Genomic DNA, 20,833 nt, shown 5'->3' with positions numbered 1-20,833 from the left:
CTGTCGCAAAGGTAAAGCCCTTCGACCCTCTTTTCCTCCGTGCGCTCTGTGGAGAGAAAGACAACGTAGACGCCACAGAGTCCACGGAGAAAAAAGAGAACTAAGGCATCTTTTCGCCTCAGCAAGCCATTTATTTGCTCATGAAGACCGGGAGGCGCAGAGAATCTGAGATGATCTTTCCCAAGCGGTAGCGTCCCATTTCTCTAAGCTCTCTGTGGTGAAAAAAATCGACCACAGAGTTCGCGGAGAAATAGGAGAAGAAAACCAAGGCTGTCGCAAAGGTAAAGCCCTTCGACCCTCTTTTCCTCCGTGCGCTCTGTGGAGAGAAAGACAACGTAGACGCCACAGAGTCCACGGAGAAAAAAGAGAACTAAGGCATCTTTTCGCCTCAGCAAGCCACTTTTTTGTTCGCGAAGACACGGCGGCGCAAAGAATCCGAGTTGATCTTTCCCAAGCGGTAGCCTCCCATTTCTCTGAGCTCTCTGTGGTAAAAAAAAAATTGACCACAGAGTCCACGGAGAAAAAAGAGAACTAAGGCATCTTTTCGCCTCAGCAAGCCATTTATTTGCTCATGAAGACCGGGAGGCGCAGAGAATCTGAGATGATCTTTCCCAAGCGGTAGCCTCCCATTTCTCTGAGCTCTCTGTGGTAAAAAAAATCGACTACAGAGGGGAGAAGTCTTAGCCCCGATTTTCGGAAAATTGATTCCTCACGGACTACCTATTACCTTCAAAGAAATTGGCAACTTGCGTCCATGCGTTTTTGGATCATTTCCTGGGTTTTGTTTTTGGGTTGGGCAGGCTTTGCCCAGGCTCAGGAGCATTGCCGCTGGTACCCTGCAGCCTACTTTGAGGTGGATCGGGAGCTGGATTCGCTTTCGGTTCTGGAGGAAAGTATTCGGGTGACGGACAATGCGGGGAAGTCCCATCCCTTTGTTTTCGATTTTTCCAACAGAACCCTGCGGCTGGAGCTGGGTGCTGAAAAGCCCGACTCGGTACAGATTTGCTACAGAAGGCTGGCCGTACGACTGGATCAGTCCATCAGCCGAAGGACGCTGCTGGCAGATTACGACTCCACGGCGATGTTTCGCGACAATCGGGTCCAAAACCTGCCCGATCTGGACATCCGAGAGGAGCTTTTTCCCAGCTCCACCCTGTACAAAACCGGCAGCCTGACCCGCGGGGTGTCCTTTGGCAATACCCAAAACGTCTTCGTCAACTCCGCGCTCAACTTGCAGCTGGAGGGCGATATCGGGGAGAACCTGAAGATTCGTGCCAGCATCACCGACCAGAATGTCCCTTTCCAGCCCGAGGGCAATACGCAGCAGATCCAGGATTTTGACAATGTGCTCATCGAGCTGTACAACGACAACTTCAGCCTGGCCGCCGGGGATGTCGTCCTCCAGCAGCGCCAGTCGGAGTTTTTGCGCTATTACAAAAACGTGCAAGGGCTCCAGTTTACCTCGAAGTACAAGCTGAAAGACAACTGGGAAGCGAGCTCGCAGGGCTTTGTCTCCGTGGCCAAGGGGAAATTTGCGTCTATCCAGCTGCCGATCCTGGAGGGCGTGCTCGGCCCGTATCGGATCAATGGCCCCAACAACGAGCGCTACGTGATCATCATGGCCAATTCCGAGCGGGTTTTCCTGGACGGAAAGCAGCTCCAGCGCGGCTTCAACGCAGACTATGTCATCGACTACAACCAAGCGGAGATCACCTTCACGCCCAAAGTCCTGATCACGCAATACTCCCGGGTGCGGGTCGACTTCGAATATGCGGAGCGAAACTATTCCCGCTCCATCCTCGGCGCAAACCACCTCCAGACCAACGGCAAGGTTGATTTCTATGTGAACTACTATCAGGAAAAGGACAACCGCAACCGTCCGCTTTTCACGGACTTTACGCAGGAAGAGCAATTGCTTTTGGCTTCGGTTGGAGATTCTGTTCAGAATGCAGCGATCCCGAGAATCGATTCGGTGGCCTTCGACCCGACGCGGATTTTGTATGAAAAAGTCAGTGAGCTGGACGAAGCTGGGAATCCGATCACCTACTATCGCTACTCCACCGATCCTGATTCCGCCCGCTATGCGCTGTCTTTTTCCCAAGTCGGAGCCGGGATGGGCGACTATCGCCGCGTGAATCAATTGGCCAATGGGACGGTCTACGAATATGTTCCCCGGCTAGGTGGGCAGCCCCAGGGGGATTATTCCATTTTGACCCAGCTGCCCGCGCCGGACAGCAAGCGCATGACTACCGTCGGTACTCGGATCAAGCTGGGTGAATACGAAAAAGTCTATACGGAAGTCGCGCTTTCCTCCGTGGACAAAAACCTGTTTTCCTCGCTGGACGATGAAGACAACCAAGGCCTCGGTTGGAAAGTCGGCCTGCAGTCCGAAAACCGCGAGTTGGGCCTCTTCAAAGGCTATCGCTTCCAAGGCCTGACGGAGTTTGAGTACAACTCGACCAATTTCAACTTCATCGACCGATTTCGTTACATCGAGTTTGATCGGGACTGGGGATTGACACCAGAGATGCTGGAGAAGGCTGCGGCGGAGCGGTTTTTCCTCACGCAGGTTGGCTTGCAAAAGGACGCTCGCAACAGTTTTGACTATAAGCTCTATCTCCGAAACCGCGAAAATACGCTCAGCGGCTCCCAGCATACGGCGCATTGGAATACGGAGCTTGGCAAGCGGCTCAGGTTGCGACAGGAATTTTTCAGGCTTCAGAGTGATCAGGACACGCTTTCGACGGATTGGACGAGGTATTTGGGAAATGTGAACTTTCAGTCCAAAATCCTCGTGCCGGGCTATCAGTTTTCGCTCGATAGAAATGCCTTAAAAAATTCCGAAACAGATTCGGTAGTGGGCACCGCGATGAACTTCAAGGAGCATCTGGTGTATCTGAAAAGCAATGACACGCTCAGCTACGCTTTCTCTGCGGATGCGGCTTGGCGCCAGGATCGCCTTCCCGTGGCGGGGCAGCTGGTCGACGACACGCAGGCCTTTACTTCCAACTTTACCTTCCGAAAACAATGGCTAAAGCACAGCCTCTCCAGCACCTTTACCTATCGGGAGCTTGAATACGTCAGCAGAGACCTTCCGACCGAGTTGACGTTGCTGGGGAAGGTGGACTACTCCGGCAGCCTGGGCAAAAACCTCATCCGAAACGAAATCAGCTATGCCATTGGCAACGGGCGGGAGCTCCAGCGGGAATTTGTCTATCTCCCGGCACCGAACGGAGACGGCACGCACACCTGGCGCGACGACAACGGGGACGGCGTGCAGCAGCTCAACGAGTTTTACCTCGCCATCAACCCCGAGGAAAAGCAGTATATCAAGATCTTTGTCCCGACGGACACCTACGTCCAGGCCTACACCAGCCTGCTGAATTACCGCATCCAAGCGAGGTTTCCAGACGAATGGAAGGAGGCTGGCGGAGTCCGGCAGTTTCTCCATCGCTTCTCCAATACCTCGAGTCTCAGCGTGGAGAAGAAGGTAACCTCGGAGGACTTTTGGGATCGGGTGAATCCCTTCATCGGATCGGTGGCGCGGGATCAGATTCTTTCCCTCCGGCAGATCATCCGGACGAGTTTCTTTTTCAACCGCGCCTCGGCCAAGTACGGTTTTGACCTCTCGCTGTTTGATTCCCAGCTGAAGCAGCTGCTTTCCGGCGGCTTCGAAGATCAGGTACAGCAGGACTGGAAGCTGAACACGCGCTACAATTTCAATTCCTTCATGACCCTTAGGATCTTGGGCAGTGTGGGGGAGCGGGTTTCTGCTTCGGACTTTTTGGAAAACAGAAACTACTCCGTACAGCAGTCCTCAATCGGGCCAGAACTCGCCTGGCAACCCAGTCCTTTTTTCAGGACGACGGGCTCGTATTCTTTTACGGGAAAAGAAAATACCCAAAACCTAGAGTATGACGAGACTGCCCAAGTCCACCAGATGGGCTTGGATCTCCGCTTTGCGAAAGCCATCAAAACCACCCTCACCGGCAACCTGAAGTACATCCAGATCGACTACAATGGGGAAGTGAATTCGCCTGTGGGCTACGAGATGCTGCAGGCGCTGACTCCGGGCACCAACGTCACCTGGTCGCTGAGCTGGCTGCAGCGGATCGGGGAGGGGCTGCAGCTGAATCTGGTCTACGAAGGGCGAAACTCCGAGGGGCTGGATCGGGTCGTCCATCTGGGGCGCATGCAAGTCTCCGCGCTCTTTTGATAAAAAAATGTAACTTTGCTCGCTGTAGATAGTTGTCATACTAACTATTAAACTGCGAATCAAATGAGTAAAAGTATCCTCGTCACGGGAGGCACCAAAGGGATAGGCAGGGCGGTCATCGAGCGCTTTGCCAAGGAGGGTTTCGACATCTTCACCTGTGCCCGAAATGAACAGGATCTCAAAGCACTGAAGGCACAGCTGGAGGAGCAGCATCCGGGTATCCACGTGCTGGCGATGGCGGCGGATCTTTCGAAAAAGGAAGAAGTGCTGCGCTTTTCCCAAACGGTCAAGGCAATCGCCATTCCCCAGGTGTTGATGAACAATACCGGGATTTTCCTCCCGGGCTCCCTGCACGACGAGCCTGATGGCAATTTTGAGTTTATCATGCATACCAACCTTTTTTCGGCTTATCATCTTACGCGGGCTTTCGCCCAAGAGATGATCGGGCGAAAGTCCGGGCACATCTTTAGCATGGGTTCCATCGCTGGCTTGACAGCCTATCCAAATGGCGGTAGCTATGCCGTGTCGAAGTGGGCAATGCTCGGGATGACCAAGTCTTTTCGCGAGGAGCTCAAGCCGCATGGGATCAAAGTGACCTCCATCCTGGCCGGAGCCACCTTCACGGACAGCTGGGCCGGAGCGGGGATTCCCGAGGAAAGATTCATGAAGGCGACCGATGTGGCCGAAAGCGTGTGGGGCGCTTATAACCTTTCCCCTCAAACCGTTGTTGAAGAAATAATTGTACGCCCCCAACTTGGAGATATTTAAGCTATGGAATCCCTGATCAAATCCCTCGATTCCCTCTATTGCGATAGCCTGACGCGCTACTCGCGAAGGAAGACCATCCCCGTGCGAGTGGGGGACGTGCTCATCGGTGGGGACAATCCCATCGTGGTGCAGTCCATGACCACCGTGGATACCATGGATACCCTGGGCTCCGTGGAGCAGAGCATCCGTATGATCGAGTCCGGCTGCGAGCTCATCCGCATCACGGCACCCAGTATCAAGGAGGCCGAAAATCTCCGGCACATCAAGGCGGAGCTGCGCAAAAGAGGCTACCAAACTCCGCTCGTGGCAGATATCCACTTCACGCCAAATGCAGCCGAGCTGGCCGCACGCATCGTGGAGAAAGTCCGCATCAATCCCGGCAACTACGCCGACAAGAAGAAATTTGAAGTCATAGACTATACCGACGCCAGCTATGCCGAAGAGCTGGAGCGGATCCGCGAGCGCTTTTTGCCGCTGGTGAAAATCTGCAAGGAAAATGGCACCGCCATGCGTATCGGTACCAACCACGGCTCGCTTTCCGACCGGATCATGAGCCGCTACGGCGATACTCCGCTGGGTATGGTGGAGTCGGCGCTGGAGTTCCTGAGGATCTGTGAGGACGAAAACTTCCACGAGATCGTGATCTCCATGAAGTCGTCCAATACCCAGGTGATGGTGCAGGCCTACCGTCTTTTGGTGCAAAAGCTGAACGAAGGAGGCTTCAAACCCTATCCGCTCCACCTCGGTGTGACCGAAGCTGGCGAGGCCGAAGACGGCCGGATCAAGTCTGCCGTCGGAATCGGGACTTTGTTGGAGGATGGCTTGGGCGACACGGTTCGGGTTTCCCTGACCGAAGATCCGGAGTTTGAAGCGCCGGTGGCGAAAGCCCTGATCGACCGCTACACCGGGCGTGAAAGCCATGCGCCAATCGCTGATGTTTCGCAGTATCCCATCACGCCCTTTGAGCACGGCAAGCGACACGTTACCGAGATCTACAATTTTGGTGGACACAATGTGCCGCGAGTGATCACCGATATCTCCAAGATCGAAAAGGTGGCTGACCGAGAAATGAAAGCCGTGGGCCATTTCTACCTGCCCGAACTGGACAAGTGGAAGATGAACGACCAAGGTTGTGATTTTGTCTATTCCGGCTCGAATCCCATTCCTTTCATGCTGCCAAACGGCATGAAGGAAATCCAGGATTTTCCGGTTTGGAGCCTAGCTCCTGATCAAGTGAACAAGTTTCCGCTATTCAAGCTGGAGGAATATAAATCCTCAGAGCGATTCCATAGTGAGTTGAATTTTCTTGAAATCTCGGATCTTGAAATTGAGACAGCCATTCCGGTGGTTCAGGACAGAAAAGACACGGTGCTGATCCTGAAAACCGCCAATGCACACGCCATGCCAGCTTTGCGCCGATCCTTCGTCGGCCTCTTGGATGCCAAGTGCGAGGTGCCTGTGGTCGTGAAGGTCAGCTATCCTGACCAGACAGCGGATATGACCATGCTCTATGCGGCGACGGATGTGGGAGGTTTGCTGATCGACGGACTGGGCGATGGGATTTTGATTTCCCTGGAAAAAGAAGAAGAGCATACCCGAGCCGAAGTGCTGGAGCAGATCAAGCTGCACAATACCGTGAGCTTTGGGGTGCTTCAGGCCGCTCGTACCAGAATGTCCAAAACGGAGTATATCTCTTGTCCTTCCTGTGGCAGAACGCTCTTTGATCTCCAAGAGACCACCGCGATGATCCGAAAAAGAACGGATCACCTCAAGGGGGTGAAAATCGGCATCATGGGCTGCATCGTGAATGGCCCGGGTGAGATGGCTGATGCGGACTACGGCTATGTAGGCTCAGGCAAAGGCAAAATTACCCTCTACAAGGGCAAGGAAGTGATGAAAAAGTCCGTTCCTTCCGAGCGGGCCGTCGACGAGCTGATCAACATCATCAAGGAAGACGGCATGTGGAATGAGCCGGAAGCCATTTAGCAGGGATTTGTGAGTGGTAAGTAGTGAGATGTAAACCGTGTGCCTGAATGCGGGAGCAAAGTCCTTCGGTCTCCGGTCTTCCGTCTTCTGTCAAAAAAAAGACACAAAGAATCATGTCGGAAAAAAACAAAGTCCAGGAGTTTTTCAAGTTGGGAGAGGTAGGCAACTACTTCATTCGGGTGTTTCAGAAGCCCGATCCCAACAAGCCCAGCAACTTTAACCTACGCATGATGCATGGGATTAACAAAATCTCCATCGTGATGTTTCTCATTGCGATCATCATCTGGGTTGCCAAACGTTTGCTTTGAGGCTGAAGCATACCCGATTTTTTTAAGCTCCTAGTTGGCTGGAGAATAGTTTTTACCTGTGTCCGGAACATTGCACGTAGGTCTCAAATAGCGGATTTTACTTTATAAAAAATCCCCCTAGCCCCCTTGAAAAGGGGGAATCCGCCTAGTTAGAACCTCAAACCTCTTTTTTAAATCGGTAACGTGCAATCAAGCGGATAGCCTTATATTTTTATGATTGTCGGCTTTTATGCCAGTAGGCAGCATTGACAATCCGAAAGAACGCCAAAATAGGGCTTTGCCCTACTTCGGTCTTCCGTCATCGGTCTTCCTGCCCGTCAAGAAAAGTGAATTCCGAACCTTGTATTATTACGCACGATTAGGATTGTTTCTTCTTTTTGCCAAAAATCCGGTGGAAAGGCTCGGTATTTTGTCCCATAAAATCCTCCGGAAAACGCTCCTCGTCGGGTAGCCCCACCGGCAGGTCTTCATCGTCCGATGGCCAATAGTTGGTGCGGAAGATGAAGTCCCAGATGCTCAGGGTAATGCCGTAGTTGAATCCGTTTGGATGGGTCTCGGGCAGATGGCGGGCATGGTGCCAGAGATGCATCTGGGGGCCGTTGATGATGTATCGGAAGGGGCCAAGCGGGATTTTTAGGTTGGCATGGCCGAGCTGTCCGGTCACGAGCGTGAAGATATGTACGATGAAAAAGTCGGTGAGTCCCACGCCGATCATTGCCAGGGGAAGGTACTCCAGCGTCCGGTAGATCACATTTTCCATCCAATGAAAGCGCAGCAAGGCCGCAAAACCCATCTGCCGGGTGCTATGGTGTACCTTGTGGAATTCCCACATCCAACCCACATGGTGATACATTCGATGGATGTTCCATTGCATGAAGTCCCGCACGAGGAAGATCAAAACCAACCTAGCCCAAAAAGGCCAGGTCTCGATTTCAAATGCGACGAGATTGGTAATGCCAAACAGGCCCAGGAAATCATTGAAAAGCTCGACGGCGACCATGGAGAGGGCATTGTAGGCGATCAGCGCGAAGAGGAAGTAGTTCCAAAAGAGGTAAAACATGTCCAGCCAAAAATCCTGTCGGATGGCGGGCTGGTCTTTTCTCCAGGGAAAAACCAGCTCCAGCATCCAGATTACCAGCGACGCTCCGACGAGCCAATAGAAGTAGTTGTGCCAGCTGGGGTGGAGGATCTCGTCAAGCAAGTAGTTGGCGTAGCCATAGTAGCCATCCCAGATGATCCTGAGGTATTTTTCCATAGCCCAAAGATCAAAAATCATTGTATCTTATTTCAAAAAATCAAACTCATGATCGACTCGATTTTCCCTTTTTTCATCGTAGCGATAGCTCTTTTAAGCCAAAATCAGCAGGATTTTTTTTATTCTATAGAGGACTTTCAGAAGGTAAAAAAGATCGATACCCATACCCATCACAATTCTGAAAGTACAGCACTGACCGAAGCTGCGATTGAGGCGAATTTTCATCTCCTCACCGTCAGCGTAGATGTGCCGGACTATCCCAGTTTGGAAGAGCAAATCAGGCTTGCTTTGCTTCAAAAGGGGGAGAATCCAGATGCGATAGATTTTCTGGCCACTATTTCTCTCGAAAACTGGGCTGATCCTGATTGGGCGGAAAAGGAGATAGCACGAATAGAAAAGGCCTTTGAGCAGGGCGCGCTGGGCATCAAGATTTGGAAAAACATTGGCATGACTTACAAGGACGAAAAAGGAGACTTCATCATGGCTGATCACCCAAGATTAGAGCAGATATACGGATTCGTTGAGGCGCAAGGAAAGACGCTGATGGCGCACCTGGGCGAGCCTCGAAATTGCTGGCTACCATTGGAGGAAATGACCGTAAACAATGACCGGAGCTATTTTGCGAGGCATCCAGAGTATCACATGTATCTGCATCCCGAATATCCCAACTATGAGGAGCAGTTGGCAGCTAGGGACAGGTTACTGGAAAAATTTCCAGACTTGAGGTTTGTCGGGGCACACTTGGGAAGTCTGGAGTGGAGTGTAGATGAATTGGCGAAGCGATTGGATCGCTATCCAAATCTAGCTGTGGACCTTGCCGCGAGGATGGGGCACGTGCAGTTCCAGAGCCAAAAGGATCGGGAAAGGGTCAGAGACTTCATGATCCGCTACCAGGATAGGCTGATCTACGGCACTGATCTGGAAATCTCGGAAGAGGTTGATCCAAAGAAAGTCAAGTCCAGTGCGATGGCCGCTTGGCAAAAAGACTGGAAATACCTGGTCAGTGCGGAATGGATGGAGACAGGAGATGTAAATGGGAGGTTCCAAGGCCTACAACTTCCCCGATCAGTCGTTGACAAGATCTATTTCCACAATGCGGTGAAGTGGTTCAGCATTGATTCCTAATCCAAAGGATCAGAAGCTCAAGCCTGCGCGAAGCACCAAGCTCTGAAAGAGGTATTTGGTCTCGGTAAGCGAGTTGAATCCAGGTGGCAGACTGGCACTTGCAAGCTGTACGCTGGGATCGATGCGGTCGTAGGTGCCGTTGAACTGAAAAAGTTGTTGGCGTTTGTAGGCGACGCTGATGGTGAGGGCGGTGTTTCCGTTCGTTGCGGGGATGTACACGCCGATGGATGGGCTGGCCATGATTCCCCCTTCCCACCAGTTGCGGCCCCATTCGGACTTTTCCTCATCCGCCAGGATCGTCGACCCTCCTCCGAGGTCGAAGCCCCCGACCAGCTGGGCTTTGCCGTCTGCTCCCAAAAATCCCCTCCAGCCCAATGCGATAGGGATGATTTGGACGGTTTCATAGTTGTCAAAACCGAAAGAAAAGCCCACCACGTGATGCTTTGCGATGCGGGCTCCATGGAAGGTGAGCATGGTGAAATTGCTTCGTTCTTCCGTTTCCCCCGACCATTGGTTTTCGCTTCTGCCAAACATGACCCCGAATTCAGTTTGGTTGTAGTAGGTTTTTTGCTGGCCATAGCTGGTGCTGACGGCCAGGAAATAGATACACAAAGAGAAGAGCTTGACTTTCATTTGCCTATTCGGTGAAAAAACTAGTTCAATATAGTGCAAAAAGGCCGGGTTTGCTTTCCCAGCCTCTGCATTGGCTACCCAAGCGAGCCAATTACTTGACCACTATCGGGTTCTTTACATCGATGCAGCTCAGTTTGACCAGTTTGGAAGGGGTGCTGTAGTCAAATTGGCACACGCCGTCAGGTCCGATCACGATGAGGGATTTGGGGCCGGGGATCAGGTCCACAGACTTCATGGACTGGAGGAATTCCATTTGGTTTTGGTCGATGGCCATCACGTCGCTGACTTTGAAGCTCTTGAGTCCATGGCTTCCCTCGGCGATGTAGAGGTTGTCTCCGGCGAGTCCCAGACCGTGGGGGTTGAGCATAGGGTAGGACTTCATCATGTAGGGCTTGTAGGGGTCTTCGATGTTGATGATCTGGAGCTGGTTCACGTTGTTGACGCAGAAGTTGCCGCTGCGAAGGGTGACAAAGGCAAAATCTTCGTTGACCACTACGGGGTCGCAGGCCACTACGTGCTCATAGACGGCCATCCGAGTAGGGCTGGTCGGGGTGGAGGCATCGTAGATGTGCATGCCGCGGTTGGAGCCGATGAAGAGCTTGTCCTGAAAAGGGAAGATCGTTTCGATGCCCCAGCCCAGGTCAATAGGCTTGAGGAACTTGGGGTCTGCGGGGGTCTTCACGTCAAAAACCCGCATCGTGCTCTCATCCACCGCATAGAGATGTCCGCTGGAGAGTGTAAATCTTGCCATCGATCCGCCCGTGCCGTAGCTCTGGGCCGCCGCGGCGTAGTTGGCTGTGAAGCTGCGGCTGGCATCCATGGTGTAAAACATGCAATTGGGGCAGCCTCCCCAGTAGGCGTTTTCGGTTGTAAGCACCGAGTCCTTGTATGTGATGATTTGGCCGGTATCGTGACGGTACATGTGGGTAAACACGTCCTCGACCCGTTTTACCAGTCGGATGTTGTTCAGGTTGCTGATGTCAAAGGCGAGCAGGTCCACGTAGTTGTCCGCATAGAGGATGTTGTCGTTGACGGCAAGGTCGACGTTGCCCTCGATGGGGATGAAGTTTTTGTTGATCGGATTGGAGGGGTTGCGGTTGTCCAGGATATGGATGCCCTTGGTTGGTTCGTTGATCAGGAGGTAGTCTCCGTAGATGTAGATTTTGCCGGGGTTGTCGAGTTCCTTTGCAGGTTCGATCGAGATGGTTCTGGCGCGGATGTCGCTCATTTCCAGATATACCGGCACCATGGTGCGAAAGGTGTGGGTGGTCGTCACTTCGTCTTGGCAGGATAGCGACGCGAGGGCGAGCACGAAAATCCAAAGTAGGGAGGGTAATCCTGGGGTTTTCATAAGCGAAAAGTTTGGTTGTTGTAAAAGTACTGGCTTATTGATCAGACGGCTCGAATCTGTCCGATGCTACAGAAGGGAAATTTTATTTTGGAAAAAAATGAATATTTCCACCAAAAGCCGTGAATTGCCTCGCAATCGTGAAACAAGGGTGGTTGGGCGCCTTCAAAGTCAACCTTCAAATTTCCTCCAAAACAGACTTGCCGGCGGACAGGTCGCCGGAGGTCCATTGCCAAGTTTCATGCAGTCTGACCTTTCCGTTGGGAAGCAGCTCAGGCAGGGAGCGGCAGATGCCCGTCATGAGTTCTCCGCTGCTGTTGACCTGGTGGTAGCGCATGTCGATTTCGCCCTGCTCGCCGACCAGGCCGATCAGGTGGCCCTTTGTTATTTTTCCCCCTGAGTACTCGGAGGTCAGGATATTTCCTTTCTGTACATAGTGGAAAAGGGTCTCGGCGGAGGTTTCTCCATTTTCGCTGTTTTGGACGGGACGAAAGGCTTTGCCGTTGTAGTTGATCATAGTCACTGGGCTTGCTAGGTGGTTTGCCGAGGCAAGAAAGCGTTTTTTGGGAAATTCTTCCCAGTCTCAGATTAAGGGAGTGTTTGAAATCCAGCTCAGGGAAAAAGCTGTGGAGGGCTTTTGGGATGCTCATTTTCCCAAAAAGGAAAGTATCAACCTGTCAAGCCATCAAAAAAGCCTTTGAAAAACAGCGTTTCAAAGGCCTTTGGTATGGTTTAGTTCAGGTTTTCCGCCGTCGGCGTGGTTCGGATTTGCAGGGACTTGGAGGCAAAGAGTATCCCCTGCACCATCAGCCCGATCAGGATCACCAGTCCGATTTCAAACCGGGAGCTGAGCGAGCCCGAGCGGAAGAGCTGCTCGGTTTGGCTCAGGATGCTTTGGGCTTCGATCACCTGGATTTCCGACAGCAGCTGAAGGTCCCGGAGCGCAGCGGCTATCCCCGTATTTGCATGGACTAGCCTGCCCGCTTGGAGGGACTGGCCGATTTCCCAAGTCAGTGATTCGAAGTGTCCGAAGTGTTTCTTTTCATCCTCCGTCAACTTGGTGTCCAAGTAGAGCAGGTTGATCCGGTCTATTTCCGACAGGTTTTCCTTCCATGATGCCTTGCCGTCGGAGGAGTTGCTTTTGAGCGATTCCTGTATTGCATGCAGCTGCTCAGATAGATCGAGTATGTAGCTTTCCACGATGAGCCGGTCCGCATAGATCGACTCAAAGGCCATCTCCAGCTGCCTGGAGTTTGACCGCTCTACGAAGTTGTTGACCAAGACCAAGGCCATTATGCCCATCAAGAGGAGGGAGGTACCCAGTTTGTTCGGAATTCGGTAGGTCCATTTCATGGCTTTGGGGGTTGGCGTTGGGATAGGGTCATACTTTGGCCTCAAGTGGAGTGTTGACCACTTTGATGATTTCGAGCTTCTTTGGCCCGCCTGGCAGCACCCAGTCCACGACCATGCCTTCGCCAAAGCCGATCAAGGCCACACCTAGGGGGCTGAGGATAGAAAGCTTTTGCTCTGCCAGGTTGGCTTGCTTGGGCAGCACGAGCCGGAGTTGGAGGGTTTTTCCGGAGGCTTGGTCCTTTACCTCAAAGTAGGAATTGAGGCGGATGATGCTTTCTGCGATTTCGCTTTCTTCCACGCGGGCAGCGGAGTCGAGTTCTTGCTGCAGCTGCCCCATCTCCTTGGTGCGCTGCGAGGAGGGCATGTCCTGGATGAGGCTATAGATCGTTTTGTAGTCTTGGTGTGAAATGATAGGTTTCATGTGTATCTCTGTGTAAAAGGGAAAACCTCCAGCTGGGGAAAAGCAGCCGATGGAAAAATGGAAAAAGACGAAAAGGTGCCCCTCCGTCCAAAATCCCAACGGAGGGCTAGCTGATAAAGGCCTTGCTATGGGATACACATCTCCCGCAAACTGCCGGGCGGGTTTTGCCTGCAGCTTCCAAAAAGTCAGAGAAAGGGAGAGTCGTGGAGAAAATCATGGATTAGCCTAAAATAGGCAATTTGCCTCATAGGTCAAGTGGGGGACGTCCAAAATGGGCAAATGGTTGCAAAAAGGACCAAAGCGATGCGTTTTTTCTCCGAGCAGTAAAGCAAACGGCCCACATTGCTGTGGGCCGTGACTTAGGGTAGGTGGTCGATTGGGTAATTTTTTATTCAAAGTTTTTGGCGTCCCAGTTAAAGAAGCGGATGGCGTTGTTGAAGAAGATGTCGCGCTTCTGGTCTTCACTGAGGTAGTTTGCGTTTTCGATCACGCCGATGGATGTCTCCAGGAGCTCTGGCCACATCATCAGGTCGGTACCGTAGAGGATTCTTTTCCCGAAACCGGCCTGCACCAGTCTCCTCAAGTACATGTGTATCTCCTCCAGAGGATAGCTCCAGATGAACCCGGCCAGATCCACATACACGTAGGCATTTGCACCCATCAAGGCGATCATCTCATCGATCATGGGGTAGCCCGCGTGCATCACCCAGATCTTCAGCTTGGGGTGTCTGGCTAGGACGTCTTCCAAGAGAAAGGGATTGCCCATGGAGGCTCTATACTTGGGAGAGGTTAGGTTGGCCATGCCGTTGCCGCCAGTGCCCATATGGATGCCGACCGGAATGCCGAGCTTTTCGGCCACGCCAAAGTACTCGTCCAGCGACATGTCCGCGGGAGACATACCTTGGTACTGGGGGGCGATTTCCCCCATCACTTGGTAGAATCCATTGCTCAGGGAGTCTTCGAAAGCTTGCACACTCATGCCTGATGCGACTCCGATGGACGGAATCACCCGGTCTGGGGCGGCTTTTTTCCAGCGGTGCAAAATCTCTGCGTCTCCAGAGGCCACGAAGGTGATGTTGAGCCGCTCGGCGGTTTCCATCAGCTTCTGCTGAAATTCCTCATCGGACTTGGCTGCCTTCAGGGGATGGGCACAGTCGGTGTTGATGAAAGAGGGCGCGTCGGCTCCGGGAATACTTCCGGGCATGCTGCTCAGAAACCAGGGACACATATCCGAGGCAAAGTTTGGATTGACCTTCATCGCATGCACATGCACGTCGATGATGGGTTTGGCTTTTTTCTTTTCCTGGGCTTGGGCAAAGGAAAAGCAAGAGACAAGGAATAGGGCTGAGAGCAGGGGGAATCTCCGACAATAGGGGAAGCTAGGCATTTTGAGCATGAAAAGGCTTGAATCGCTTTTGGCTAAGCTAGCTGGAATAATCTATTTATCCAAATTGAGACAATAGAAAAATAAGAGAGACTTCTAGGTCTTTTCTGGTTGCCAAAGCCTGTAAAAGGAAAAGGCAAAACCATGGGTTTTGCCTTTTCGGTGGGGTGAAGTCCCATTGGCTCTTATTGCTTCAGCGCAGCCTGAACGGTGTCAGCCACCGGGCTGGTCGGTCTGCCGATCAGCTGGGAGAGTTGCTTGGACTCGTCCAGGAGGTCGCCCTGAGAGATGCTGGTATCCCATCCTGCGATGGCTTCGGCCAGTCCAGCGGGAAGTCCCGCACCTTTGAGGATGTCGGCATAGGCTGCTTCCGGCATGTTGGCATAGCTGACTTCTTTTCCGCTTTGCTCGCTGATTTCGGAGGAAAGCTCGGTGAGTGTGTAGGCAGTGTCTCCGGCTAGCTCGTAGACTTTTCCGATGTGTTTTTCATCCAAGATCACCTTGGCAGCGGCTTCGGCAAAGTCCTGACGGGATGCAGCGGAGATTTTTCCCTCTCCGGCGCTGCCGGCATAGGTTCCCATGGCGACGGAGGCCTGGATAGAACTGATGAAGTTTTCGTGATACCATCCGTTGCGGAGGATGGTGTGGGCAATGCCGGATTCGGCGAGAAGCTTCTCGGTCGCCACATGCTCACCGGCAAGGCTCAGGGAGCTCTCGGGGGCATGGAGTAGGCTGGTGTAGACGATCCACTTCACGCCGGCCTGCTGCGCTGCCGCAATCACGTTGCTGTGCTGGGCGAATCTATGCCCGATCTCGCTGCTGGAGATCAGAAGCAGGCGGTCCACGCCTTGCAGGGATTTGGCTAGGATCTCAGGTTGGGCATAGTCAAAGGGTCGGACTTCGGTGCCGAGAGCACCGGCTTTTTCCGTGTTCCTAGCCAGAGCCACCAGGTTTTCGGTACTTACTTGGGTTTTCAATTGGGCGATGACCAGGGTTCCTAGCTGGCCGGTTGCGCCGGTTACTGCGATTTTCATGCGGTAGTGTTTTGGAGTGGTTATTAAATAAAAAGAGGTCTATCCTATCCTGACCGAGGTCATGGACAGCGAGCCTCCCAGAGGTTCGTCGTTGAAGAGGCTGATGGCTTCGCCTTTGTCCTGGAGGGCCAGGGTGTAGAGCAGGGGAAGGTAGTGCTCCGGCGTGGGGATGGCCAGTTCAAAGGCCCTTCCCAGCTTGGAGTAGTCGATCAGTTCTTGGTGGTTTTGCTCCAAGATGGCCTGTTTGATTTTGTCGTTGGCCTCGATCGCCCAGTCGTAGGCATAGGGCTCGTTCAGCTTTTGCCAATGCACCATGCGGAGGTTGTGGACCACATTGCCGCTGCCGACGATCAGAACGCCTTTTTTCCGCAGGCTCGCAAGCTCCCTTCCCAGCGCGTAGTGCTCTTGGGGAGTCTTGTAGTAGTCCAGGCTAAGCTGCAGCACGGGGATGTCGGCCTTGGGGTACATATGTCGGATTACCGTCCAGGCTCCATGGTCGAGACCCCACTGTTCGTCCAGGTGAACCTCGCTGTGCCGGACGCTGGTCTGGATTTCTTTGGCCAGTTCAGGGCTGCCGGGGGCAGGGTACTGCACCTCGTAGAGTGCCGGAGGAAAGCCCCCAAAGTCGTGGATCGTCTTGGGATGGGCCATTGCGGTGACCTTGGTGCCCCGCGTCTCCCAGTGGGCAGAGACGACCAGGATAGCCTTTGGAACCTCGATTTGGGCCGAAACCTGCCTGAAGCCCTTCACAAACTGGTTTTCCTCGATGGCATTCATGGGACTGCCGTGTCCGAGGAAGAGGACGGGCATTTTTGGAGTGCTTTCCAGAGGCTTGAGCAGGGTATTCAGATCGCAGAGGTTCATAGCTCCGTAGATTGATCCGGCGGCGAGCGCCAGGTTTTTGACAAAGACTTTTCTGTTCACCTGGTAGTATTTACAGGCAGGGATTTGTGGTTCTTTTTTCGCGTTTTCGGGGCTTTTATCCGAATCCGCAGGGCAAAATTAGCGCTAGCCGGGGCTTTGTACCCTTGATCTAGGTTAAGAAATCAAACCTTTTGGCACTGGGCTTCCTGGGGATTTGGGAGCTTATTTCTTCTTGCGGATGCGGCTCAGGCTCTCCGGCGTGATGCCCAGATAGGAGGCGATGTAGGTCTGTGGGACACGCTGGAGGATGTCGCAGTTTTCCTTTACCATGTCTTGGTATCGCTCCTCGGCGCTGTCCCACATGGTCGAGTTGAGCCGCTGTAGGGCGTTGATGTAGGCTTTTTGAAAAAGAATGCGAAAGTAGCGTTCCATCTTGGGCACCTCCGCATAGAGCATTTCCAGTCTGTCAAAAGAAATCCGGAGAAGGGTGCTGTCCTCCATGGACTCGATGTAGTACTTGGAGGGTTTTTGGGAAAAAAAGCTTTCCAGATCGCTGATCCAGCTGTTTTCCAGACGTAGCTGATAGATGTGCTCGGTGCCCTTCTGATCGATGTGGTAGGAACGCATCGATCCCGAGGTGATGAAGTACACGTAGCGGCAGACTTCCTGTGGGGCGAGCAGCTGGGTTTTCTTCTTGACGGCAATCGGCTCAAATGCGGCCAGGATCGAGGCAGCGTCGGCCTCGCTCAGGTCTACCCATTTTTGGATATAGTAGATCAGCTTGTGCTCGGGGAAGTTCATTGTCCTAAGAACAAAAGCCGTGTAGAATAATTCCAGCCCCAGTCACAGAATCGGGTCATGGCATGGTCGAGCCAAATTTTGTGGCTTCGGGAAGGAGCGGGGGAAGCCGCAAAACTGGGTTTTACCATAGTATCCGCATCGCTAGAATTCCGGCTTGACGGGGACCAGTCCGAGTTTGGGCGCCTGCTGCATGAAGCCCACGATGTCGTTGACTAGGGGAAAGTCCACTCCAGCCTGCAGTAGGCTGTCGGCTTCGTCAATGCTTTCTGCCGGGAAATAGTTGATTTTCACCCCAAGCCTTCGGAGTGCCTGGAGGCTCTCCGGGGAGAGGGGAGTGCCGCTTTTTGGGATTTGGATGAAGGCGGAGTTTCTGCGGATGGTTTCGGTGGCATAGTGGTCGTTGGTATCCCGTCTGTCCATGTTGCAGATCAAGAGTGCAGGGACAGCTTTTTGCGCAGCGGTAGCGGCTTTGCCGCTGCAGGCCAAAAAGGACTGATGGAGTCTGCCTTTGCGCTGGAGGAGGAGGGCTACCTGCTCCGGCAGGACTTCATCTTCTTTGATATGGACGTTGAGCCAGATGTTGCGGGGCATGATGTCCAGTACCTCTTCCAGGCTTGGGATGGTCACTCCGGCAAACTTCGGGTCCATCCAGCCTCCCGCGTCCAGGGCCCGGAGCTCCGCCCAGTCCAGGTCGGAGACTTTGCCGCTTCCGTCCGTGGTGCGGTCTACCGTGGCATCATGGATGACGGCCATGTGACCGTCTTTGCTGAGCCAAACATCAAACTCGATCATCTGGGCCCCAGCGGCGATGGCAGCCCGAAATGCCGGAAGGGTGTTTTCGGGATGGGTGTCCATCGCGCCCCGGTGTGCGCAGAGGCCCCGCTCGGGCAGCTGGGAATAGGCTGGCAGCGCGAGCACCAGCATCAGGAGAAACCCGGCAATCCGCAGGGAGAGGTCAGTGTAGGTCATGGAGGATCAATTTCGCCAATGGGTTCTTGGATTCCAATTTCCCACAAATCTCGCTAGGGAAGGATGAAGAATGGTTAGGTCTGGATTGTCAAAAGGTTAACCTATGGTCTTGTGGAGGTGGATGTCGGGATGGATTTTGATTTTAGCGCTACGGGCCTCTTTTGGGGGGAGATGGACTGGTTTCTACGAAGATGCCGGCGCTACGCCCTTATGACGTGCTGAGGTTTGGGGGACTTAGACGAGCGCATGCAGACCTCCTTTTTTGGGTGATGGTTTTTGTCAAGGCGCCAGCGGGGACTGGTTCGGTATTCTGATGTTATTGATTAATAGGGTGTTCCATTTTTGTTGCTTCGCAAGGTAGTCGGCATTAAAAGGGCCAAAACAGGAGCTCTTTTCACAGAAAATGATAACTTGAAAGGGTGCTGTCCCGCTTTTGTCCAAAGAGGGTTTGGAGTGACGCTATTTTACCAAGCCTTTTTTAGCATAGTCTTTGGACAGACAGTGGGTATCACGCTACGCAGAGTGGTTTTTCGGTGGCTGTTGGAAGCATTGGGGTAGGTGCCCCGGATTTTAGGCTGTGTCAGGTCCCGTCGGGCCGTGGCGACTTTCACCCAAAAGGGACAGCGTGTCAAAGCTTTGTTGAACCAAAAAAAATCAAGCTAGACCTCATGAAGACAATTTTACACCTTTTTAGTCGGCCCTCTTATTTGATCGGGCTGCTGATACTGGCCGGAGGCTGTGATCTGATCAAAGAGACCTTTCCGGAAAGTGACAAAGACGGAAAAATCACCTGCAAGGTAGATGGGGTGGAATTTGAAGCCGCTGGGAAGCAAGGCTCCGTTTCGATAGACTTCGTCGTTGCCGAGATGCTGAGGGAGGGCAGTAGCTTCCATCTGACCGTGTGGGGAGTCAGCGAGCACAATGGAGGTGCTTTGGCCGTGGGATTTAGGATGGGGGGCTATTCTCTGGCTGACATCGCGCCGGGCACCACCCTCACTGACTGGGACTATGACGATGCGCTCGTGGGCGACTTTGTCGGAGCGATGGGCGGAGTAGAGGAGCGCTCTTCTCCCTTCGCCGATGAAGCGGTGCTACGAGCCAGTTCAAACCATTCGGACCTCATGAGTTTGACTGTCGATGAGCTCGATACGGTGCAAAAGACTCTCTCGGGCACCTTCTTTTTCAAGGCCAAAGACCAAGACACCGGGGCCGAAGTGGAAGTGACCGAGGGGGCGTTTTCCAATATCCAGTGGACGGAGGTGGAATAGTGATCCGCTTGGGACAAAAGAAAAATTTCGCCGGATGATGTATTCTGGAGCTTTTGCTGTTTCCCTCCCGTATTTTCAAGAAGATCCGCTAGCCTCGATCAGAGCTGGATATTTCCGCCTGCCCTTGCTTACCTTTAGTGCTTTCCGTTTTCCATTTCTGATTTCCTCCTTCCCATGACCCTGGACTATTTTCGCGACTATTGCCTTGCCCTACCCCACGTGACCGAGGATACGCCTTTTGGGCCGGATGTGCTGGTATTTCGGGTGGGCGGGAAGATTTTTGCCTTGATGGACTTGGAGACTTTTCCCTATGTCAACCTAAAGTGCGATCCGGAGCGGGCCATGGAGCTGAGGGAACAGTATCCGGGCATTACACCCGGATACCATATGAACAAAAAGTTGTGGAACTCGGTCAGCACCAAGGGCAATGTGCCAGACGCCCTGATTTTGGAATTGGCCAAGGAGAGCTATCAGCTGATCCGGGACTCCCTGCCGAAGAAAGTACGTGAAGGTCTGCATTGACCTCTACACCGGCGTTTGGTAGCTCTCCCCTAGGAATGGAGGCCTGACTGCTAGTCGTGCTCCCCGTGCTCCCCGTGTACGTGTCCGTGGGCGAGCTCCTCTTTCGTGGCCTCTCTCACCTCGATGATTTTTCCTTCGAAATGCAGGTCGAAACCCACCAAAGGATGGTTGAAGTCGAGAAGCAGGTTTTCTCCCAGATCTTTTAGGACTTTGGCCTGCATGCTGTAGCCGTTTTCGTCCATCAGCGGAAGGAAGTTGCCTTCCTCCAGCATCTCGGGAGAAAAGCCGCGCTCACCGGAAAACTGGCTCTTGGGCAGGGTGATCACTAGCTCGTCGTCCGGCTCTCCATAGGCATCGACCATGGAGATCGCAAAGGAAAAATCCTCTCCGTCGTTTTTGCCAGCCAAGAGCTCTTCAAACTTCTCGGGCAGGCCGCTTTGGCCGTAGAGGAAGTAGAAGGGGTCGTCGTTTTCGCGGATTTCCACACTGAAAGGCGTCGACTCGATGCCGTCCTCTTCCTTGCTCACTTTGAGTTCGTAGGTCAGGCCTACCACTGCGTTTTCCTGGATTTTCATGGG

General features: G+C 53.1%; 19 protein-coding genes. 7 read left to right on the top strand and 12 right to left on the bottom strand.

Going from position 1 to position 20,833, the window contains the following annotated elements; translation table 11 throughout:
* Window positions 1-754 precede the first annotated feature (754 nt).
* The 4 genes from J0A68_RS14995 (at window position 755) to J0A68_RS14980 (ending at window position 7,278) form a co-directional block, all read left to right on the top strand.
* Window positions 755-4,216, top strand: coding sequence for a DUF8818 domain-containing protein (locus J0A68_RS14995; protein ID WP_206579030.1), 3,462 nt, complete (start codon window positions 755-757; stop codon window positions 4,214-4,216).
* Between the two features lie 63 nt (window positions 4,217-4,279).
* Complete coding sequence (locus tag J0A68_RS14990) at window positions 4,280-4,984, top strand: SDR family NAD(P)-dependent oxidoreductase (RefSeq protein ID WP_206579029.1); 705 nt, start codon at window positions 4,280-4,282, stop codon at window positions 4,982-4,984.
* A 3-nt stretch (window positions 4,985-4,987) separates the two neighbouring features.
* Window positions 4,988-6,970, top strand: coding sequence for a (E)-4-hydroxy-3-methylbut-2-enyl-diphosphate synthase (gene ispG / locus J0A68_RS14985; protein WP_206579028.1), 1,983 nt, complete (start codon window positions 4,988-4,990; stop codon window positions 6,968-6,970).
* A gap of 113 nt (window positions 6,971-7,083) precedes the next feature.
* Window positions 7,084-7,278, top strand: a complete 195-nt coding sequence (locus tag J0A68_RS14980) for a DUF6728 family protein (protein ID WP_206579027.1) — start codon at window positions 7,084-7,086, stop codon at window positions 7,276-7,278.
* Between the two features lie 358 nt (window positions 7,279-7,636).
* Here the strand turns inward: J0A68_RS14980 and J0A68_RS14975 are convergent, their stop codons facing one another.
* Window positions 7,637-8,533: a sterol desaturase family protein gene (locus tag J0A68_RS14975; protein WP_206579026.1), complete on the bottom strand. Its 897-nt coding sequence runs from the start codon at window positions 8,531-8,533 to the stop codon at window positions 7,637-7,639.
* 48 nt (window positions 8,534-8,581) lie between these two features.
* Between J0A68_RS14975 and J0A68_RS14970 the strand changes: the two genes are divergently transcribed.
* The gene (locus J0A68_RS14970) at window positions 8,582-9,658 is read left to right on the top strand and encodes an amidohydrolase family protein (protein WP_236025609.1); all 1,077 of its coding nucleotides are present in this window, start codon (window positions 8,582-8,584) and stop codon (window positions 9,656-9,658) included.
* A 9-nt stretch (window positions 9,659-9,667) separates the two neighbouring features.
* Here the strand turns inward: J0A68_RS14970 and J0A68_RS14965 are convergent, their stop codons facing one another.
* From J0A68_RS14965 to J0A68_RS14920, 10 genes are all read right to left on the bottom strand, one after another.
* Window positions 9,668-10,270: a hypothetical protein gene (locus tag J0A68_RS14965; RefSeq protein ID WP_206579025.1), complete on the bottom strand. Its 603-nt coding sequence runs from the start codon at window positions 10,268-10,270 to the stop codon at window positions 9,668-9,670.
* 112 nt (window positions 10,271-10,382) lie between these two features.
* Entirely contained in the window at window positions 10,383-11,642 is a 1,260-nt protein-coding gene (locus J0A68_RS14960; RefSeq protein WP_206579024.1) for an LVIVD repeat-containing protein, read from the bottom strand.
* A gap of 175 nt (window positions 11,643-11,817) precedes the next feature.
* A complete protein-coding gene (locus tag J0A68_RS14955; protein WP_206579023.1) occupies window positions 11,818-12,156 on the bottom strand; it encodes an avidin-fold protein in 339 nt (112 codons plus the stop codon).
* A gap of 215 nt (window positions 12,157-12,371) precedes the next feature.
* The gene (locus J0A68_RS14950; protein ID WP_206579022.1) at window positions 12,372-12,992 is read right to left on the bottom strand and encodes an MCP four helix bundle domain-containing protein; all 621 of its coding nucleotides are present in this window, start codon (window positions 12,990-12,992) and stop codon (window positions 12,372-12,374) included.
* 28 nt (window positions 12,993-13,020) lie between these two features.
* Complete coding sequence (locus J0A68_RS14945) at window positions 13,021-13,413, bottom strand: GreA/GreB family elongation factor (protein ID WP_206579021.1); 393 nt, start codon at window positions 13,411-13,413, stop codon at window positions 13,021-13,023.
* Window positions 13,414-13,801: 388 nt separating this feature from the next.
* Complete coding sequence (locus J0A68_RS14940) at window positions 13,802-14,809, bottom strand: amidohydrolase family protein (protein WP_236025608.1); 1,008 nt, start codon at window positions 14,807-14,809, stop codon at window positions 13,802-13,804.
* Window positions 14,810-14,982: 173 nt separating this feature from the next.
* Entirely contained in the window at window positions 14,983-15,831 is an 849-nt protein-coding gene (locus J0A68_RS14935; protein ID WP_206579020.1) for an SDR family oxidoreductase, read from the bottom strand.
* A 39-nt stretch (window positions 15,832-15,870) separates the two neighbouring features.
* Window positions 15,871-16,695 (bottom strand): 4,5-DOPA-extradiol-dioxygenase, encoded by an 825-nt coding sequence (gene ygiD, locus J0A68_RS14930; RefSeq protein ID WP_206579141.1) that lies wholly within the window; start codon window positions 16,693-16,695, stop codon window positions 15,871-15,873.
* Window positions 16,696-16,917: 222 nt separating this feature from the next.
* On the bottom strand, window positions 16,918-17,496 hold the full coding sequence (locus tag J0A68_RS14925; protein WP_206579019.1) for a Crp/Fnr family transcriptional regulator: 579 nt from the start codon (window positions 17,494-17,496) through the stop codon (window positions 16,918-16,920).
* Window positions 17,497-17,637: 141 nt separating this feature from the next.
* Window positions 17,638-18,465: a glycerophosphodiester phosphodiesterase gene (locus J0A68_RS14920; protein ID WP_206579018.1), complete on the bottom strand. Its 828-nt coding sequence runs from the start codon at window positions 18,463-18,465 to the stop codon at window positions 17,638-17,640.
* Between the two features lie 668 nt (window positions 18,466-19,133).
* Between J0A68_RS14920 and J0A68_RS14915 the strand changes: the two genes are divergently transcribed.
* Window positions 19,134-19,733, top strand: coding sequence for a hypothetical protein (locus J0A68_RS14915; RefSeq protein ID WP_206579017.1), 600 nt, complete (start codon window positions 19,134-19,136; stop codon window positions 19,731-19,733).
* A 174-nt stretch (window positions 19,734-19,907) separates the two neighbouring features.
* The gene (locus J0A68_RS14910) at window positions 19,908-20,255 is read left to right on the top strand and encodes an MmcQ/YjbR family DNA-binding protein (protein ID WP_206579016.1); all 348 of its coding nucleotides are present in this window, start codon (window positions 19,908-19,910) and stop codon (window positions 20,253-20,255) included.
* A gap of 50 nt (window positions 20,256-20,305) precedes the next feature.
* Here J0A68_RS14910 and J0A68_RS14905 read toward each other — a convergent pair whose 3' ends face one another.
* Complete coding sequence (locus tag J0A68_RS14905) at window positions 20,306-20,830, bottom strand: FKBP-type peptidyl-prolyl cis-trans isomerase (protein ID WP_206579015.1); 525 nt, start codon at window positions 20,828-20,830, stop codon at window positions 20,306-20,308.
* Window positions 20,831-20,833 lie beyond the last annotated feature (3 nt).

Origin of the sequence: Algoriphagus oliviformis (genome assembly GCF_017254915.1) — a bacterium.
Lineage (GTDB): Bacteria > Bacteroidota > Bacteroidia > Cytophagales > Cyclobacteriaceae > Algoriphagus > Algoriphagus oliviformis.
This window is presented reverse-complemented; position numbering and strand designations above follow the sequence as displayed.

Coding starts and splice junctions, on each gene's coding strand:
- J0A68_RS14995 (WP_206579030.1), top strand. CDS start 755: ATGCGTTTTTGGATCATTTCCTGGGTTTTGTTTTTGGGTTGGGCAGGC.
- J0A68_RS14990 (WP_206579029.1), top strand. CDS start 4,280: ATGAGTAAAAGTATCCTCGTCACGGGAGGCACCAAAGGGATAGGCAGG.
- ispG (WP_206579028.1), top strand. CDS start 4,988: ATGGAATCCCTGATCAAATCCCTCGATTCCCTCTATTGCGATAGCCTG.
- J0A68_RS14980 (WP_206579027.1), top strand. CDS start 7,084: ATGTCGGAAAAAAACAAAGTCCAGGAGTTTTTCAAGTTGGGAGAGGTA.
- J0A68_RS14975 (WP_206579026.1), bottom strand. CDS start 8,533: ATGGAAAAATACCTCAGGATCATCTGGGATGGCTACTATGGCTACGCC.
- J0A68_RS14970 (WP_236025609.1), top strand. CDS start 8,582: ATGATCGACTCGATTTTCCCTTTTTTCATCGTAGCGATAGCTCTTTTA.
- J0A68_RS14960 (WP_206579024.1), bottom strand. CDS start 11,642: ATGAAAACCCCAGGATTACCCTCCCTACTTTGGATTTTCGTGCTCGCC.
- J0A68_RS14955 (WP_206579023.1), bottom strand. CDS start 12,156: ATGATCAACTACAACGGCAAAGCCTTTCGTCCCGTCCAAAACAGCGAA.
- J0A68_RS14950 (WP_206579022.1), bottom strand. CDS start 12,992: ATGAAATGGACCTACCGAATTCCGAACAAACTGGGTACCTCCCTCCTC.
- J0A68_RS14945 (WP_206579021.1), bottom strand. CDS start 13,413: ATGAAACCTATCATTTCACACCAAGACTACAAAACGATCTATAGCCTC.
- J0A68_RS14940 (WP_236025608.1), bottom strand. CDS start 14,809: ATGCTCAAAATGCCTAGCTTCCCCTATTGTCGGAGATTCCCCCTGCTC.
- J0A68_RS14935 (WP_206579020.1), bottom strand. CDS start 15,831: ATGAAAATCGCAGTAACCGGCGCAACCGGCCAGCTAGGAACCCTGGTC.
- ygiD (WP_206579141.1), bottom strand. CDS start 16,695: ATGAACCTCTGCGATCTGAATACCCTGCTCAAGCCTCTGGAAAGCACT.
- J0A68_RS14925 (WP_206579019.1), bottom strand. CDS start 17,496: ATGAACTTCCCCGAGCACAAGCTGATCTACTATATCCAAAAATGGGTA.
- J0A68_RS14920 (WP_206579018.1), bottom strand. CDS start 18,465: ATGACCTACACTGACCTCTCCCTGCGGATTGCCGGGTTTCTCCTGATG.
- J0A68_RS14915 (WP_206579017.1), top strand. CDS start 19,134: ATGAAGACAATTTTACACCTTTTTAGTCGGCCCTCTTATTTGATCGGG.
- J0A68_RS14910 (WP_206579016.1), top strand. CDS start 19,908: ATGACCCTGGACTATTTTCGCGACTATTGCCTTGCCCTACCCCACGTG.
- J0A68_RS14905 (WP_206579015.1), bottom strand. CDS start 20,830: ATGAAAATCCAGGAAAACGCAGTGGTAGGCCTGACCTACGAACTCAAA.